The organism is Pseudomonas sp. H3_D04 (assembly GCF_054669175.1).
On sequence record NZ_CP162801.1, the window covers coordinates 2,832,582 to 2,849,472 of the forward strand.

11 protein-coding genes and 1 pseudogene are annotated in these 16,891 nt (G+C 60.5%); 7 read left to right on the plus strand and 5 right to left on the minus strand.

All coding sequences use genetic code 11. The features are described 5' to 3' along the window. Nucleotides 1–114 precede the first annotated feature (114 nt). The 5 genes from AB4N91_RS13065 to tpx form a co-directional block, all read right to left on the minus strand. Nucleotides 115–1,596: an efflux transporter outer membrane subunit gene (locus AB4N91_RS13065; protein WP_010459914.1), complete on the minus strand. Its 1,482-nt coding sequence runs from the start codon at nucleotides 1,594–1,596 to the stop codon at nucleotides 115–117. Then, nucleotides 1,593–4,700, minus strand: coding sequence for an efflux RND transporter permease subunit (locus tag AB4N91_RS13070; RefSeq protein WP_460112534.1), 3,108 nt, complete (start codon nucleotides 4,698–4,700; stop codon nucleotides 1,593–1,595). The genes AB4N91_RS13065 and AB4N91_RS13070 overlap by 4 nt, the downstream gene beginning before the upstream one ends. Continuing rightward, complete coding sequence (locus AB4N91_RS13075; protein WP_010459912.1) at nucleotides 4,697–7,801, minus strand: MdtB/MuxB family multidrug efflux RND transporter permease subunit; 3,105 nt, start codon at nucleotides 7,799–7,801, stop codon at nucleotides 4,697–4,699. Before AB4N91_RS13075 ends, AB4N91_RS13070 begins: the two co-directional genes overlap by 4 nt. Continuing rightward, complete coding sequence (locus AB4N91_RS13080; RefSeq protein WP_010459911.1) at nucleotides 7,798–9,114, minus strand: MdtA/MuxA family multidrug efflux RND transporter periplasmic adaptor subunit; 1,317 nt, start codon at nucleotides 9,112–9,114, stop codon at nucleotides 7,798–7,800. Before AB4N91_RS13080 ends, AB4N91_RS13075 begins: the two co-directional genes overlap by 4 nt. Before the next feature lie 443 nt (nucleotides 9,115–9,557). Beyond that, nucleotides 9,558–10,058 (minus strand): thiol peroxidase, encoded by a 501-nt coding sequence (gene tpx, locus AB4N91_RS13085; RefSeq protein WP_010459910.1) that lies wholly within the window; start codon nucleotides 10,056–10,058, stop codon nucleotides 9,558–9,560. Nucleotides 10,059–10,553: 495 nt separating this feature from the next. Between tpx and AB4N91_RS13090 the strand changes: the two genes are divergently transcribed. From AB4N91_RS13090 to AB4N91_RS13120, 7 genes and pseudogenes are all read left to right on the plus strand, one after another. Next, the gene (locus AB4N91_RS13090) at nucleotides 10,554–10,979 is read left to right on the plus strand and encodes a YciI family protein (RefSeq protein WP_010459909.1); all 426 of its coding nucleotides are present in this window, start codon (nucleotides 10,554–10,556) and stop codon (nucleotides 10,977–10,979) included. 321 nt (nucleotides 10,980–11,300) lie between these two features. After that, on the plus strand, nucleotides 11,301–11,513 hold the full coding sequence (locus AB4N91_RS13095) for a hypothetical protein (RefSeq protein WP_077749976.1): 213 nt from the start codon (nucleotides 11,301–11,303) through the stop codon (nucleotides 11,511–11,513). 16 nt (nucleotides 11,514–11,529) lie between these two features. Beyond that, the gene (locus AB4N91_RS13100; protein WP_460112535.1) at nucleotides 11,530–12,930 is read left to right on the plus strand and encodes a DUF1254 domain-containing protein; all 1,401 of its coding nucleotides are present in this window, start codon (nucleotides 11,530–11,532) and stop codon (nucleotides 12,928–12,930) included. Nucleotides 12,931–12,985: 55 nt separating this feature from the next. Further along, nucleotides 12,986–13,255: pseudogene (locus AB4N91_RS13105) on the plus strand (hypothetical protein); the annotation flags it as partial. Next, on the plus strand, nucleotides 13,252–14,280 hold the full coding sequence (locus AB4N91_RS13110) for an HAD family hydrolase (protein WP_102594863.1): 1,029 nt from the start codon (nucleotides 13,252–13,254) through the stop codon (nucleotides 14,278–14,280). The pseudogene AB4N91_RS13105 and the gene AB4N91_RS13110, both read left to right, overlap by 4 nt. A gap of 145 nt (nucleotides 14,281–14,425) precedes the next feature. Next, on the plus strand, nucleotides 14,426–15,799 hold the full coding sequence (locus AB4N91_RS13115) for a J domain-containing protein (protein WP_460112536.1): 1,374 nt from the start codon (nucleotides 14,426–14,428) through the stop codon (nucleotides 15,797–15,799). Next, on the plus strand, nucleotides 15,796–16,791 hold the full coding sequence (locus AB4N91_RS13120; RefSeq protein ID WP_154504511.1) for a DUF3829 domain-containing protein: 996 nt from the start codon (nucleotides 15,796–15,798) through the stop codon (nucleotides 16,789–16,791). Before AB4N91_RS13115 ends, AB4N91_RS13120 begins: the two co-directional genes overlap by 4 nt. Nucleotides 16,792–16,891: the final 100 nt, after the last annotated feature.

Consider the following 16,891-nt stretch of genomic DNA (forward strand, 5'->3'; position numbering starts at 1 on the left):
GTAATCAAATGGCCATCAACCCGATGAAACGCTTGTTTGATCGCCCCAAAGGCTCAAGTTGATCGGTCCCGAACTCTGCGTGGGAACGATCAACAAAGGGGTTGGGGGTCAGGGCTATTTGTTTTCGCTGACTTGAAGCGCCCCGTCCCAACCACCGCCCAGCGCTGCAATCAACTGCACGCTGGCGATCAAGCGGCTCTGTAACAGACTCAACACGTTACGTTCGTTATTTAACGCCGTGGCCTGGATCACCACCACGTCCAGGTAAGCAATCAATCCGGCCTTGTATTGATTTCGCGTCAACCGCAGGGATTCACGCGCAGCATCCAGTGCTTCCTGGCGCACGCCGGCTTCGTCTTCCAGCACCTTGAGCTGCACCAGATAGTTTTCCACCTCGCGGAAACCATCGAGCACGGTCTGGCGGTACTTGGCGACCGTTTCGTCGTAGGCCGCTTCACTGCGATCGACCTCGGCCGAACGCTGGCCGCCATCAAACAGGGTCATGGCCAGTTGCGGCCCTACCGACCAGAAGCGGTTCGGCACGCTGATCCAGTTGGCATAGGTGCTGCTGCTGTAACCGCCGTTCAGGCTCAGGGTCAGGTCCGGGTAGTAGGCGGCCTTGGCCACGCCGATGTTGGCGTTGGCCGCCATCACCGAACGCTCGGCGGAAGCGATGTCCGGGCGACGCTCGAGCAGCTGCGACGGCAGGCCCAGCGGCACTTCAGGCAATGCCGGGATGGTCTTGGTTTCGGCCAGGCTGAACTCGGCGGGTGGTAGCCCGATCAGCACCGCGATGGCGTTCTCGAACTGGGCACGCTGCCAGATCAGATCGACCATGTCCGCCTGGGTGCTTTTAAGCTGAGTCTGCGCCTGGGCCACCGCGTCCTTGCCGGAGACACCGGCGCGGTACTGGTTTTCGGTCATCTTCAGCGAGCGCTGATAGGCCTCGACGGTCGCTTCCAACAGGCGTTTCTGTTCGTCGATCACCCGCAATTGCAGGTAGTTCTGCACCAGCTCCGATTGCTGGCTCAGGCGCATCGCTGCCAGGTCGGCGAAGCTGGCTTCGGCGTTGGCAGTGTCGGCTTCCAGGCCTCGGCGCAATTTGCCCCAGATATCCGCCTCCCAACTAACCCCGGCCTGCGCAGTGTAGGTGTCGCGAATCCCGCTGGAGGAACTAGTCAGGCTCGAACTGCTGCTGCCGGTGCCCTGGCTGGAACGATTTTTCCCGACTGTAAGGTCCACCGTCGGAAAAAACGCGCCCCGGGCACTGCGCACCAAGGCTTGGGCCTGACGGTACTGGGCTTCAGACTGGGCGACAGTCTGGTTGGAGCGGTTGAGTTTTTCGATCAGGCCGTTGAGCTGCTGATCGCCATACAACTCCCACCAGGCACCACGGGCCAGTGAATCACTCGGGCTGGCCTGACGCCAGCCGGCGGCTTCCTTGTATTGCACCGGCGCGGCGGCTGGCGGGCGCTGGTAGTCCGGGCCGACAGCGCAAGCGCTGAGCATCGCCACGCACAGCGCCAGGCTCAACAAACGCGAGCCCCGGGCGGCTGCCAGCGGCGTGGCCAGATTGATAAGCGAACGGTCAGTCATAGCGGAGTTTCCAGAGCAGCATCGGTACGCACGCCACGCCATTTGTTGAAGCGATGGCGCAGTTTGTCGAGATAGAGGTAAACCACCGGGGTGGTGTAAAGGGTCAGCACCTGGCTGAAAATCAGCCCGCCGATGATGGTCAGGCCCAGCGGCTGACGCATTTCCGCGCCTTCGGCACGGCCCAACAGCAACGGCAACGCGCCGAGGATCGCCGCCAGGGTGGTCATCAGAATCGGCCGCAGACGTTGCAGACAGGCACTGCGAATCGACTCCAGCGGCGCCAGGCCCTGCTGGCGCTCCAGTTGCAGCGCGAGGTCGATCATCAGGATGGCGTTTTTCTTCACCACGCCGATCAGCAGGAACAGCCCGAGCAACGAAATCAGGCTGAACTCGCCGCCCAGCGCGTAGATCGACAGCAACGCGCCAACCCCGGCCGACGGCAATGTCGACAAAATGGTCAGCGGATGAATGTAGCTTTCGTACAGCACGCCCAGCACCAGATAGACCGCCACCAGCGCGCCGAGAATCATCCACGGCTGGCTCTTCTGGGTGGCGGCGAAGGCATCGGCGGTGCCGGCCATTTTCGCAATGACATCTTCCGGCAGGCCCACCTTGGCAACTGCGCGCTCGATGGCGGCGCTGCCCTGCTCCACCGTGACGCCTTCCGCCATGTCGAAGGCAATGCTTTCGGAGGCGAACTGGCCTTCATGGCTGACCCGGTCATCTTCCAGACTGTTTTCATAGTGCGCGATGGTCGACAGCGGAATCCGAGCGCCGTCAGCGGTGATCACTTGCACCTGCTTGAGCGTGATCGGGTCCTGGGCGTATTTCGGATTGACCTCCATCACCACCTGGTATTGGTTGAGGCTGTCGTAAATCGTCGAGATCTGCCGCTGGCTGTAGGCGTTGTTCAACACCGAGGTGACCATGTCCATGTCGACCCCCAAGCGTTTCGCCTGATCGCGGTCGACGATCAGCGTTACTTGCTGGGCGCCCCGACCTTCACGGGCATCGATCGCCGTCAACTCTGGCAACGCTTTCAAAGCGGCGACGACTTTCGGGTACCACTGGCGCAATGCGCCCAGATCACCGCTTTGCAAGATGTAGGAATACTGCGCCGTGGTCTGTTCACGCCCCCCGCCGAACTGCAAATCCTGGTCCGCCATCAGCATCAACTGCGCACCAGGGACTTTGGGCATTTCCTTGCGCAGGCGCTCGATGACTTTCTGCGCGGAAATGTTGCGTTCCTTGATCGGCTTCAAGCGCACCAGCATGAAGGCGTTGTTGGTGCCGTTGGTGCCGCCGATGAACCCGGCGACGCTTTGCACCGCATCGTCCTTGAGCACGGCACGGCGGAACGTTTCCATTTTCGGCTGCATGACGCTGAACGACAGACCGTCGTCGCCGCGCACGAAACCGATGAGCTGGCCGGTGTCTTGTTGCGGCATAAACGTTTTAGGAACAACGACATACAACGCAATGTTAACGCCGACTGTCACGACCAGGCTGAGCAAGGTCAGCCGGCGGTGACGCAGCACCCAGTCCAGGCTGGTAGCGTATTTTCCGACCATCCACTCGTTGGCCCGCTGGCTCCAGCGCTGCAAACGGTTTTCCTGCCCCGGCGTGTGCGGCTTGAGCCAACGGGCGCAGAGCATCGGCGTCAGCGTCAGCGAGACCACCAGCGAGACCACGATGGACGCCGCCAAGGTGATGGAAAACTCACGGAACAGGCTTTCGACAATCCCGCCCATGAACAGGATCGACAGGAACACCGCCACCAGCGAGACGTTCATCGACAGTAACGTGAAGCCGACTTCCTCAGCCCCGAGGTAGGCGGCCTTCATCGGCGGCACGCCTTCATCGATGTGCCGGGAAATGTTCTCCAGCACCACGATGGCGTCGTCCACCACCAGCCCGGTGGCCAGGATCAGCGCCATCAGCGACAGGTTGTTCAGGGAGAACCCGTACAGGTACATCACCGCAAACGTGCCGACCAGCGACACCGGCACCGCCAGGGTCGGAATCAGCGAGGCGCGGAAGTTACCGAGGAACAGGAACACCACCAGAATCACCAGCGCCACGGCGATCAGCAGGGTCATTTCCGCTTCGTGCAACGTCGCCTTGATCACCGGCGAGCGGTCCATCGCCAGGTTCAGCTTGACGCTGGCCGGCAGCACAGCCTGCAACGCCGGCAGCTGAGCCTTGATTTCGTTGACCGTCTCGATGATGTTCGCACCGGCCTGGCGGTTGATCACCAGCAGCACCGCCGCGTCATTGTTGAAGAAGCCGCTGTTGTAACGGTCCTCGACGCCATCGCTGACCTTGGCCACGTCTTTCAGGCGCAATGCCGCGCCGTCGGCGTAGTGGATGATCAGCGATTCGTAATCCTTGGCCTTTTCCAGTTGATCGTTGGCCTGCACCTGCCACAGCCGCTGGCCGTCTTCGACCGAGCCCTTGGGCCGGCGCACGTTGGCATTGGCGATGGTGTTGCGCACATCGTCCAGGGCCACGCCGTACTGGTTGAGCGCCTGGGGTTCGAGTTCGATGCGCACCGCCGGCAAGGAGCTGCCGCCGATCTGCACCTCACCGACGCCCTGCACCTGGGACAGGCTCTGGGACAGGATCGTCGAGGCCAAATCATAGAGCTGGCCTTTTTCCAGCACGTCGGAGGTCAGCGACAGCACCATGATCGGCGCCTGGGACGGGTTGACCTTCTTGTAGGTCGGCATGCTGCGCATCCCGCTCGGCAGCAGGTTGCGCGAGGCGTTGATGGCCGCTTGCACTTCCCGGGCCGCACCGTTGATGTCGCGGTCGAGGTCGAACTGCAAAATCACCCGGGTCGAGCCCTGGCTGGAGCGGCTGCTCATGGTGTTGACGCCGGCGATGGCGCCGAAGGAGCGTTCCAGCGGCGTGGCCACGGTCGAAGCCATAACCTCAGGGCTGGCACCGGGCAAGCTGGCCTGGACCACGATCACCGGGAAATCCATCTGCGGCAACGGCGACACCGGCAACAGGCCGAAGCTCACGCCGCCCAGCAGCATGATCGCCAGGCTCAGCAGCATGGTCGCGACCGGCCGCTTGATGAAAGGTCCGGACAGGTTCATGGCTGCTCTACCGCTTCCGCGGCTTCAGACTTGCGACCCCAGCGCCGACCGAGACGGTCGAAATACAGGTAGATCACCGGCGTGGTGAACAACGTCAGCACCTGACTCAGCAGCAGACCGCCGACCATCACCAGGCCCAACGGCTGGCGCAATTCAGCGCCGGAACCGGTGGCCAGCATCAACGGCACCGCACCAAACAATGCCGCCAGGGTAGTCATCAGAATGGGCCTGAAACGCAGCAGCGCCGCTTGATAAATCGCGGTTTCCGGGTCCATGCCCTGATTGCGCTCGGCGTCGAGGGCGAAGTCGATCATCATGATCGCGTTCTTTTTCACGATGCCGATCAGCAGAATGATGCCGATGATCGCGATCATGCCCAGGTCATTGCCGCTCAACAACAAGGCCAGCAAGGCGCCGACCGCCGCCGAGGGCAAGGTCGAGAGAATGGTGATCGGGTGGATGTAGCTCTCGTAGAGCACGCCGAGCACGATGTACATGGTCACCACCGCCGCCAGAATCAGCAGCAAGGTGCTCGACAACGATGCCTGGAATGCCTCGGCGGCGCCCTGGAACTGGGTCTGCACGCCAATCGGCATGCCGATGTCTTTCTGCACTTGTTCGATGATTTCCACCGCGTGCCCCAGCGCCACGCCGGGTGCGAGGTTAAAGGACATCATCACGGCCGGGAATTGGCCGATGTGAGTGATCGCCAGTTGCGCCTGACGCTCCTCGATGCGCGCCAGGCTGGACAGGCGTACTTGCCCGCCGTCGGTGGTCTTGACGTGAATCTGGTTCAGCGCATCCGGGCCGATCTTCTCGCCGGACTGCGATTGCAGCACCACGCGGTACTGACTGGCCTGGGTGTAAATGGTGGAAATCTGCCGCTGGCCGAAAGCGTCGTACAGCGCATCGGTGATGTTCGACACCGATACGCCGACCCGCGACGCTGCATCGCGGTCAATCACCAGATAGACCTGCAAGCCCTTGTCCTGCAAGTCGCTGGCGACGTCGGTCAACTCCGGCCGTTGCGTCAGTGCGTCCACCAGGCGACCGCTCCACAGGCTGAGCAACTCGGAATCTGGCGACGACATGCTGAACTGGTATTGCGTGCGGCTGACACGGTCTTCAATGGTCAAGTCCTGCACCGGCTGCATGAACAGGCGAATGCCAACCAGCTTGTCCAGTTCCGGTTGCAGACGGGCGATCACTTCGGTGGCGCTCAGGTCGCGGTTGCTGTGGGACTTGAGGTTGATCAGCAGGCGACCGCTGTTGAGCGTCGAGTTGTCGCCGTCGACACCGATGTAGGACGACAGGCTCTCCACCGCCGGATCGGCCAGGATCACCTTGGCCAGTTCCTGCTGCCGCTCGCTCATCGCCGCAAAGGAAATCGACTGCGGCGCCTCGGAAATGCCCTGGATAACGCCCGTGTCCTGCACCGGGAAAAAGCCCTTGGGCACGATCAAATACAGGAACACGGTCAGCGCCAGGGTGCCGATGGCTACCATCAGCGTCAGCGGTTGATGCTTGAGAACCCACTTTAACTTGCGGCCGTAAGCCGCGATCATCCAATCAATTGTCGCGCCGCTGGCCCGGTAGAAACGGCCCTGTTCTTCTTCCTTGGGTTCACGTTTCAACAACCGTGCGCACATCATCGGCGTCAGGGTCAGTGACACGACCAGGGAAATCAGGATCGCCACCGCCAGGGTGATGGCGAATTCGCGGAACAAGCGCCCCACCACGTCCGCCATGAACAACAGCGGGATCAGTACCGCGATCAACGACAGGGTCAGGGAAATCAGGGTAAAGCCGATCTGCTTGGCGCCCTTCAGCGCCGCATTAAGGGGACTGTCCCCTTCTTCGATAAACCGGGAAATGTTCTCCAACATCACGATCGCATCGTCCACCACGAAACCGGTGGCGATGGTCAGGGCCATCAAGGTCAGGTTGTTGACCGAGAAACCGGCGAGGTACATCACGCCGAATGTGCCGATCAACGACAGCGGTACGGCCACCGACGGAATGATCGTGGCGCTGAACCGGCGCAGGAACAGAAACGTGACCATGACCACCAGCGCGATGGCGATCAGCAATTCGTGCTGCACATCGGTGACGGAGGCGCGGATGGTCTGGGTGCGGTCGGTGAGGACCGTGACGTCGAGGCCGGCCGGCAGGTTGTCGGTGATGCTCGGCAGCAAGGCCTTGATACGGTCGACCACCTCGATAACGTTCGCGCCGGGCTGACGCTGAATGTTCAGCAACACCGCCTGGTTTTCATTGGCCCACGCCGCCAGGCGTTCGTTCTCGGCGCCGTCGACAATCTCGGCCACGTCCTTGAGGCGCAGCGGCGCGCCGTTGGCGTAGGCCAAAATCAGGTTGGCATAGTCCTTCGGCGAGGTCAGTTGGTCGTTGGCATCGAGCATCGAGACCCGGGTCGGGCCGTCGAAGTTGCCCTTGGGCTGGTTGACGTTGGACGCGCCGATCAGGGTGCGCACATCCGACAGGTTCAAGCCATTGGCCGCCAACGCCTCCGGGTTGACCTTGATCCGCACCGCCTGGCGCTGGCCGCCGGCAATGCTGACCATGCCGACGCCGCTGATCTGGGCGATTTTCTGCGCCATGCGCGTATCGACCAAGTCGTTAAGCTTGGGCAACAGCATGGTTTTGGAGGTGATGGCCAGGGTCAGCACCGGGGTGTCCGCCGGGTTGACCTTGTTGTACACCGGCGGTGCCGGCAGGTCCTTGGGCAGCAGATTGGTCGCAGCGTTGATCGCGGCCTGCACCTGCTGTTCGGCGACGTCCATGTTGATGTCGAGGCTGAAACGCAGGGTCAGCACCGACGCGCCACCGGAACTGGTCGACGCCATCTGAGTCAGGCCGGGCATCTGCCCGAACTGACGCTCCAGCGGCGCGGTCACGGCGCTGGTCATGACATCCGGGCTGGCGCCGGGATACAGCGTCATGACGCGGATGGTCGGGTAATCCACCTGAGGCAATGCCGACACCGGCAGCAGCCGATAAGCAATCACGCCCGCCAGGATAATGGCCAGCATGCTCAGCGTGGTGGCGACCGGGCGAAGGATGAACAGCCGCGAGATGTTCATGCGCCGCCCTTTTTCGCCTTGTCGGTGGTCGCCGGCTCAGCCGAGCTGGCTGCCGACTTGCCTTGCAGGTGCCCGGTCGGGGTGGTCGGCACGTCCTTGGTGTCGTTGACCACCTCCACTTCGCTGCCTTCCTTCAGGCGGTCGGTGCCTTCGAGGACCACACGGTCCCCAGGCGCCAGGCCTTCGGTAATCACCGTGTTTTCACCGTCACTGGCACCGACTTTCAACTGGCGGATCGCGACTTTCTTGTCACCGTCCAAGGCGTAGACGAAGGTGCCGTTAGTGCCGAACTGAATCGCCGCCGATGGCGCGAGCACCACGTCTTTCAAGGTGTCGGCCAGCAGGTGGACGTTGACGAACTGATTGGGGAATAGCGCCTGATCACGGTTATCGTAGCGTGCCTTGAATTTCAGGGTGCCGGTGGTCACGTCGATCTGGTTGTCCAGGCTCTGCAACACACCGGTGGCCTGCAACTTGGTGTCACCACGGTCCCAGGCTTCGGCCGGCAATTTGGCGCCGGTGCGGTAGCGTGCCAGGACGATGTCGAGGCTGTTTTCCGGCAAGGTGAAGGCGACGCTGATCGGTTGGGTCTGGGTGATGATCGCCAGCGCCGTGGTGTCGTTGGCCGCCACCAGGTTGCCGACGTCCAGCTGCCGCAGACCCACGCGCCCGGTTATCGGGGCGCGGATCCTGGTGAATTCGAGATTGAGCTTGGCGTCGTTGACCGCCGCCTGATTGGTCTTGACCGTGCCCTGGTACTGGGCGACCAGTGCTTCGGCGGTGTCCAGGGTTTGCTTGGCGATGCTGTCTTCCTTGAACAGGCCGCGATAACGCTCGACGTCGACCTGCGCGTTTTTCAGTTGTGCCTGGTTCTGCAGCAGCGTGCCTTCGGCCTGGAGCAAGGCGTTCTGGTAAGGGCGCGGATCGATTTCAGCCAGCAGGTCGCCGGCCTTGACCATCTGCCCTTCTTCGAAGGAAATCTTCATCAGTTCGCCGCCAACCCGACTGCGCACATTGATGGTGTTCAGTGCGGTAACGGTGCCCAGTGCCTTGTAGTACAGCGGAAAATCACCCTTGACCGCCGGCGCCACGCGCACCGGGATCGGTCCGGTCGCCCCGCCGAAGCCAGGACGCATCCCCCCCGACTTGCCGGTGTGGCCGGCCACGGCTTTCGGCGCAGCACCGTCCTTATTGGCAGTGCCGGCGGGCCAGAATTTCCAGCACAGGCCAGCGATGACCAACAGGACAAGCAGGCCGAGCAGCCAGCGACGAGGATTACGGGAAGCGGAGGATTGCATGGAATGATCAACCATTGGGCGCGTGAGCTTCTTTCTACGGGAGGCTGAACGATAAGCACTGGTGGGCATTAAGCAAAGCGCCTTTACCGGCAATTTACCTTCGGCTTACGTAACAGGAGATTTATCTAAGACACTGAAGCACAAATGAAAACGGCCTGGACAGAGGGGGCGTTCTCAGCTAATTACCCCGCCGCGCCGGATCTGCTGTTGTGCAGGGCAAGACGCGAGAAGCGTGGTTTGGTCATTCCAAATAAGCTTCGAGCAACGCAGCCCTGCACAACAGCAGGCCCGGCCCTTCGGGTTGTGCCTTAAAGCGGGCCAGCCTGCGTTGCAGGCCTTGGAAAGGGAACAACCATTCCCGGCGGCCTGCGCCTTGCCTGGCCCGCTTTAAGGCGACAACGCGGAGGGAAATTAACTGAGAACGCCCCCTCAGGCCGTTAACAATTGTAAAAGTAACCTTATTTCAGAACGGCGAGTGCCGCTTCGTAGTTCGGTTCTTCAGCAATTTCCTTGACCAGTTCGCTGTGCAGAACGTTGTCGTTTTCGTCCAGTACCACGACGGCACGGGCGGTCAGGCCTTTGAGCGGGCCGTCAGCGATGGCCACGCCGTAGTTCTCGATGAACTCGGCACCGCGCAGGGTCGACAGGTTCTGTACGTTTTCCAGGCCTTCGGCGCCGCAGAAGCGAGCTTGAGCGAACGGCAGGTCAGCGGAGATGCACAGCACCACGGTGTTGGCGATGTCGTTGGCCTGGGCGTTGAACTTGCGTACCGAAGTGGCGCAGGTCGGGGTGTCGACGCTTGGGAAGATGTTCAGCACTTTGCGCTTGCCGGCGAAGTTCGCCAGGGTCACGTCGGACAGATTGCCGGCAACCAGGGAAAAGGCTGGCGCCTTGGAACCGGCTTGTGGCAGTTGGCCGTTGACTTGAACCGGGGAGCCTTTAAGAGTGACTTGAGCCATGAACGGAGTCCTTCTGACGTTGTTGTGGAGAATTTTGAAGAGGCCGAAGTTAACCACGAAATGGCCCGACGACCTATGCCCGGATACAAATTGTGAAGTGTCGCCCCCTAAACTGGATACAACTCTTCCAAACGACACAGAAACCTGTAGGAGCGAGCCTGCTCGCGATAGCAGACGAACATTCAAAATGGATGTCGATTGGTACACCGCTTTCGCGAGCAAGCTCGCTCCCACAGGATCGGATGCGCACCCACTGTCTCAGCAACCGCAGCACATTTTGGTGCCGCGCCTCGAAAATCCGGCACATATCAACGCACCAGCGACAGCCGAACAGTTCGCGCAGCCGGTGTACAGCGTACCGCCCTCTCCCGCCTTCACCCGGTGTTCAAGATGAAAGGCAGCCACCGCCTCTATATTTCACACATTGCCTGTCGATTCGGCTCACGCCCATTCGACTAGACAGTGAATCACCCACCCTCCAGCGGAGATAAAACCATGCGATTCATGATCATTGTGAAAGCCAGCCCGGACTCCGAGGCCGGTGTGCTGCCCACCGAGGAATTGATGACAGCGATGGGCAATTACAACGAGGAACTGACCAAGGCCGGCATCCTCATCGACTGCGACGGCCTGCAACCGAGCAGCAAAGGCGCCCGGGTGCGTTTCTCCGGCGAAAAACGCACGGTCATCGACGGCCCGTTCGCCGAAACCAAGGAGCTGATCGCCGGTTACTGGATTTGGGAGGTCAAGTCGAAAGAGGAAGCGATCGAGTGGGTCAAACGCTGCCCCAACCCGATGCCGGGCACCGAAGCGGAGATCGAGATCCGCCCTATATACGGGGCGGAAGATTTCGGCGAGGAATTCACGCCGCAGCTACGCGAGCAGGAAGAGCGGATACGCGAGCAGATGAAAAAACGCTGAACATTGCAGGGGGTTAAGCGTCCAGCGCCACCTCATCAACACTTTTCTCGGGCAAGTCGATCACCACACCGCGCTCTCTTGCAGGTGCCAGGCTTGCCCGCGATGGCTTTTCTGCCACATCACCCAAGCCTCAGGTTTGCATTCAATTTCAATGCACAAAAAATACCGAAAACTGAACAAACATCCAAAGCCCCCGTCCGGCTGGCGAATCCGACGTTAGCTGCTAACTTCAACAAACATGTCATACAGGCTTGATAGGAAAGAGATTACGCAGCAGTGGCAACCGCGACACAACTGCCTTTCGGTAAATAGGAGTCTCGTATGCACTGTGCAATTCGCTTGGCCGGCTACAGCCTGATGACCATGTTCGTCAGTTGCGGCGTCGGTGCCCAGGACCTCGATACCCAAATCCGCAAGGCTGCGCTGGAAAACAGTCTGCCGGCCCAAGAAGCGATCCTTTGTTTCTACACGGGTTCTATGGCGATCGACCCCCCATCCCGTCCGGTACTCGACGCCGTCACAGCGGTGAAATGACGCCCAAGGGTTCACTATGACTAACCGCCTGTTGCTCACCGCGCTCTCGCTCGCCCTGAGCAACAGCGCCTGGGCCGACTTCACTGCTACTCCCGAAGACGCCCGGGGCATCGCCAAGGAGGCCTACCTGTATGGCTTCCCGGTGGTGGAAATGTACAAAACCCTTTACTCCCAAGCGGTTGACACAAAGAGCGCGAACTTCAAGGCGCCGTTCAATCGGATCGGCAACACCGCGAAGGCGTTCACCGCCAAGGACACCGCGTTCGTCACACCCAACGCCGACACGCCCTACTCCTTTGTGTGGATGGACCTGCGCGCCGAACCCGTTGTGCTGACCTTGCCGCCCATCGACGAGCACCGTTACTACTCCGTGCAATTGATCGACGCCTACACGCAAAACTTTGCGTACCTGGGCACCCGCAGTACGGGCAACAACGGCGGGCATTTCATGGTCGCAGGCCCCAACTGGCAGGGTCAGCAACCGGTAAAAATGGATCGCCTGTTGCGCAGTGAAACCGACATCGCCTACGCCCTGTATCGCACGCAGCTGTTCGATGAAAAGGACCTGGCCCAGGTCAAGAAGATTCAGAAAGGCTACAAGGTCGAAACGCTGAGCCACTACGTCAAGCAAAAGGCCCCACCCGCCGCGCCGAAGATTGCCTGGCCCAAACCCACCCCGACCATGAGCGATACCCCTGATCTGTTCCGCTACCTTAACTTCATGCTGGCCTTCGCCCCGGCGCAGGACGCGGAAAAGGACTTGCTCGCGCGCTTCAAGACCATCGGCATCGAGGCCGGCGAGCCTTTCAACCTGCACGACTTCACCGCAGAACAACGCCAGGCCCTGGAAGACGGTATCAGTGATGCCAAGGCGGAATTCGCCCGGTTCAAGAAAGACAAAGTCGATACTCACGAGGTCACCAGCGGCGATTTCTACGGCACTCGCGATCACCTCAAGGGCAATTACCTGTACCGCTACGCTGGCGCCAACCTGGGGATTTTCGGCAACTCGGCCGAAGAGGCCAATTACATCGGCTATTTCGTCGACAAGGACGGCAAGCCGCTCGACGCCTCGAAACACGATTACACCCTGCACTTCGACAAAGGCGCCCTGCCCCCGGCCGATGCGTTCTGGTCGCTGACGATGTACGACAGCAAGAACAAGTTGCTGGTGGCCAACCCGCTGAATCGCTACCTGATCAATTCGCGGATGCTGCCCGATCTCAAGCCCGACGCCGACGGTGGCTTGACCCTTTACCTACAAAACGAGGCACCGGCCAAGGACTTGCAAAGCAACTGGCTGCCTGCGCCTGAAGGCCCGTTCTTTGGGGTGTTGCGCCTGTACCTGCCACAACCCGAAGTTGCCAGCGGCCAGTGGAAAATGCCGCTGCTAACCCCCGTGCCTGCTAAACCATGAATTCCCACCCCATAGACCGCAGGAGCACCCCGACCGACACACCCGGTGCAAAACTCCTGTGCAGATCGATGGCAAACCGGCACAACTGAGCGCCCTGTACCTCTGGGGCAGACGCAGCCGCCTGGGTCTGAAACCGGGCAACCTCGGCCCGCGCCTGCAAAACCTGTTGCGCGCCTGTTGCAGCCGGCAACCGACCGAAGATCAGGCGCTGCGCCAACTGAAGAAATCCTTGGCTACGCTGCATAGTCAGACCTGTCACCACCCGCCCCCGGCAGCTGACGCGTTGCGCCCACTCAACCCTATTCACGAGAAGGACTTCCCATGACAAACCTGATGTCGACCCGCCGACGCCACGGGCTGAGGCTGCTGTTTGCGCTGGTCTTGAGCATGCCCCTGCTGGCCTTCGCGGCCGAACCCCTGCCCTCGTGGAACGACGGCCCATCGAAGCAAAACATCATCGAGTTCGTCCAGGCAGTCACCGACCAATCCAGCAAGGACTTCGTCAAACCCGAGGAACGCATCGCCGTCTTCGACAATGACGGCACGTTGTGGAGCGAACAGCCGATGTATTTCGAGTTGCTGTTTGCCCTCGAAGAGGTCAAGCGCACCGCACCGCAACACCCGGAATGGAAAACCACCCAGCCCTTCAAAGCGGTGCTGGAAAACGATCACCAGGCCCTGGCTGCCACCGGTATGGACGGCATCCTGAAGATTTTCGGCGCCACCCACACCGGCATGACCACCGACGCCTTCGATGACTACGCCAAGACATGGCTGAGCCAAGCCAAACATCCGAAAACCGGCAAGCCGTACACCGAGATGATCTTCCAGCCGATGCTGGAAATGCTCGATTACCTGCGCAGCCAGGACTTCAAGACCTACATCGTCTCCGGGGGCGACACCGCGTTCATGCGCGCTTTTGCCGAGAAGGTCTACGGCATTCCACCCGAGCAAGTGATCGGCACCACCTTCGTCACCGCGTTCCAGTTCAAGGACGGCAAGGCCTCGATCGTGCGCACCCCGAAACTGGCCCACAACGACGACGGCCCGGGCAAACCGGAAAGCATCGACGCGGTGATCGGGCGCCGGCCGATCCTCGCGTTCGGCAACTCCGATGGCGACCTGCAAATGCTGCAGTGGACCGCCGCCGGGCCGGGCAAACGCTTCATGGGGCTGGTGCACCACACCGACGCCAAGCGCGAATGGGCCTATGACCGTCAATCGCAGATCGGGCGTCTGGACAAGGCCCTGGACGAAGCCAAAACCCGTGGCTGGACGATTGTGGATATGGCATCCGAATGGCGCCAGATCTATCCGTTCGATGCGCCCGCTCCCGAGCAAGTGCAATAAAAAAGCGTTACGCCGGACTGCAGTAAACGTTTGTCGGTGCCTGAAGGTAAGACCCGAGGACTTTTCGACGCGAAACAGGTAGGGTGCGCAAAATCAAATTGCCACTAGTGGACGCGTCCCGGGTTTTCATGGAGTTGCACACGCAATGAGTTGCTGGACCACCCTTGGCCTCCCGGCCGATGCCGATACACGCAGTATCAAACGCCAATACGCAATCCTGCTCAAACAGACGCGCCCGGATGAAGACCCAGAGGGCTTTCAGCGTCTGCGTGAGGCGTATGAGCAAGCGCTGAGCATCAAGGAATGGGAGCAATTGCGCGAGGATGACTCGGGTAACGATGCCCCGTGGGACCTGAGCGGGCTGTCGGTGGTGGAAGTCGACACGCTGCAACGGGTCACGCGTTCGCTGGACGGTGTCAGCCGTGTCGAGCTCGAACAACGTTATGCCGCCGCCCTCGAACATGGCGCGGCCGATGTGACGGAAGACGCCGTGCTCAGGCATTGCGTCGAACACTTCGAGACCTGTGAAACACTGCTCGAATGGGCGATGGAAACCTTTCACTGGTTCAGTCTCTGGCAGCGCCTGGAACTGGACGAAGAACTGATCGTAGAACTGTCGCAACAGCGCGAGCGCTTGGCGGAGCGTCGTGAAGCGCCGATATTTCTGGCCCGGCAACAACGCCTCGCCGCAGAACCCGCTGCCACGCCAGAGCATCGCGCCGCCCACTTGCTGCTGGCGCCGGGCCCATTCAGTCAGCGCCGAGCCCTGGCCCGACGCTTGCGCGAAGACGATTGGGTGCACTGTCGAAAGCTGAGTTCTGCGTTATACGCCAACCACCCCGACATCTGCGCAGACCTGCCCGGCGGTACGCCGTTCTTCTGGCGTGACTGGGAACATACCTATGACAGCTGGCCGATTTACCTGGGTATTGTCCTGGCCTGTCTGGTCGGCACCTTTATTCAGTTCGCGCCGTTGGGCACGCGCCTGGGCGAATTGATCGGCGTCACGGTGTTCTGGTCGGTGATATTCGCGGTCGTCGGATGGGCACTCAACTGGCTGACGGCGCACGTTGCCCATCGCTTTTGGTGGCTGGACGATCGATTGAGTGTGCGCCTTTCGCCCTCGCTCATGCCCCTGCCGTTTGGAGTGCTGCGCGACCTGATTCCCTGCATTGCGATGGCGGCGGGCATTGGCACCGTGTATGGCGTGGTCGGCAGCATCGTTTACATCACAACACTGATGAGTGTCGGACTTATACGCCGACGGAAGGTCAAACCGCACGTTTCCTGGCAACACGCCAGCCCCTTGCTCAAACGCAGCCTGATGGGCGCGGGCATTTTGGTGCTGGTTTTAGTACTCGGCGTGTTCAAAGTGATCTCAAGCCAAAGTACGGTCAACCGCAACCAGGGCCTGCAACAGTGGACCGAACGCTTGTGCAGCCGGATGCCGGCCACCGCCAGCGAATGCAACGCACCGGCCACTGTTGAGCAGTGGTACGGACAGGAGAAACAGCCATGAACCCGAAATGGCTGTTCCCGGTGGCGACCCTTGTGATGTTGATCCTGATGGGGCTGGCCGGCTCTTCGAAATTCGTCGCCCGCATCGATTTGTGGCTGGATCAACACGACGCTCCGCTCACCGCACAGGCCAATGCCCTGAGCCCGATGATCGATTGCATCAACCGGGTCGACGTGCATTGGCGGGTCGCCTACGCACTGTACAAATCGCCGAAGCAACCTGCGGAACCGGTGCGAGACTGGATCGCCAACCAGCATGATTTCGACGACAACGGTGCCCGTGATGCGCCCGCCATTCAAAGGGATATCTGTTCGCCGAAAATCAGCGAAAAACTCAAGTTGCTGGACTACGACCCAACACTGGCGTTGAAAGCCGATGCCTACGCACAGGCATTACAGCAAGTGACGCCCTTTACGCAGCAAATCACCTTTTACCGACAGGCGCGTTTTTCGACCGCCATCAGTGAGGTGCAGCCCGCCTTTGCCGATCAATTCAGACCCAGGGCCGAGGACTACCTCACGGCGTCAACGGTACTGAGGCAGCAGGTTGAAGCGCTGGACCTTGAACAGCGGCGCGAGCAACTCAAACTGATCGAAACGCGCCTGGGCAAGGACATTCACTGGTATTTGCTGGCCTACATGATCCAGGCCAGGGACACGCTGAACCTTGTAACGGAGGGCGTGAACAATCGAAGCCTGACGCCGCAGGCACTGGCTAAAGCCATCGCCGAACTGCAATTGGCCTGGGATTACCTGCAGCAGTTCGGCCAACGCCATATGCAGGAAACGCAAAAACGTAACGAAGCACCCAGTTATCTCTGGTCGCACATCGCCAGGCCGACTCAGAAGTATCTGGATGCCTTGAATGCGCTGCACAAGGACTGGAAGAACAAGGCTGAACCACAGCGATTGAGTGATGATTTTTATGCGGTGACGCGTGGATATGATTCGCTGATCAGCCATTACAACCGACTGGCGCGTGCTGATTATTGAGTGATGTGTTGTTCTTGAGGCCGCCTTCGCGGGCAAGCCTCGCTCCTACAGGATCAGGTCGTTCATAAAGTTGACTAACGACTCAATAGCGTAGGAGCGA

What these genes read in the sequence shown, in the direction of transcription:
- AB4N91_RS13075 (WP_010459912.1), bottom strand. Translation starts at nt 7,801, where the DNA reads ATGAACATCTCGCGGCTGTTCATCCTTCGCCCGGTCGCCACCACGCTG.
- AB4N91_RS13110 (WP_102594863.1), top strand. Translation starts at nt 13,252, where the DNA reads ATGACAAACCTGATGTCGACCCGCCGACGCCACGGGCTGAGGCTGCTG.
- tpx (WP_010459910.1), bottom strand. Translation starts at nt 10,058, where the DNA reads ATGGCTCAAGTCACTCTTAAAGGCTCCCCGGTTCAAGTCAACGGCCAA.
- AB4N91_RS13065 (WP_010459914.1), bottom strand. Translation starts at nt 1,596, where the DNA reads ATGACTGACCGTTCGCTTATCAATCTGGCCACGCCGCTGGCAGCCGCC.
- AB4N91_RS13070 (WP_460112534.1), bottom strand. Translation starts at nt 4,700, where the DNA reads ATGAACCTGTCCGGACCTTTCATCAAGCGGCCGGTCGCGACCATGCTG.
- AB4N91_RS13080 (WP_010459911.1), bottom strand. Translation starts at nt 9,114, where the DNA reads ATGGTTGATCATTCCATGCAATCCTCCGCTTCCCGTAATCCTCGTCGC.
- AB4N91_RS13090 (WP_010459909.1), top strand. Translation starts at nt 10,554, where the DNA reads ATGCGATTCATGATCATTGTGAAAGCCAGCCCGGACTCCGAGGCCGGT.
- AB4N91_RS13120 (WP_154504511.1), top strand. Translation starts at nt 15,796, where the DNA reads ATGAACCCGAAATGGCTGTTCCCGGTGGCGACCCTTGTGATGTTGATC.
- AB4N91_RS13095 (WP_077749976.1), top strand. Translation starts at nt 11,301, where the DNA reads ATGCACTGTGCAATTCGCTTGGCCGGCTACAGCCTGATGACCATGTTC.
- AB4N91_RS13100 (WP_460112535.1), top strand. Translation starts at nt 11,530, where the DNA reads ATGACTAACCGCCTGTTGCTCACCGCGCTCTCGCTCGCCCTGAGCAAC.
- AB4N91_RS13115 (WP_460112536.1), top strand. Translation starts at nt 14,426, where the DNA reads ATGAGTTGCTGGACCACCCTTGGCCTCCCGGCCGATGCCGATACACGC.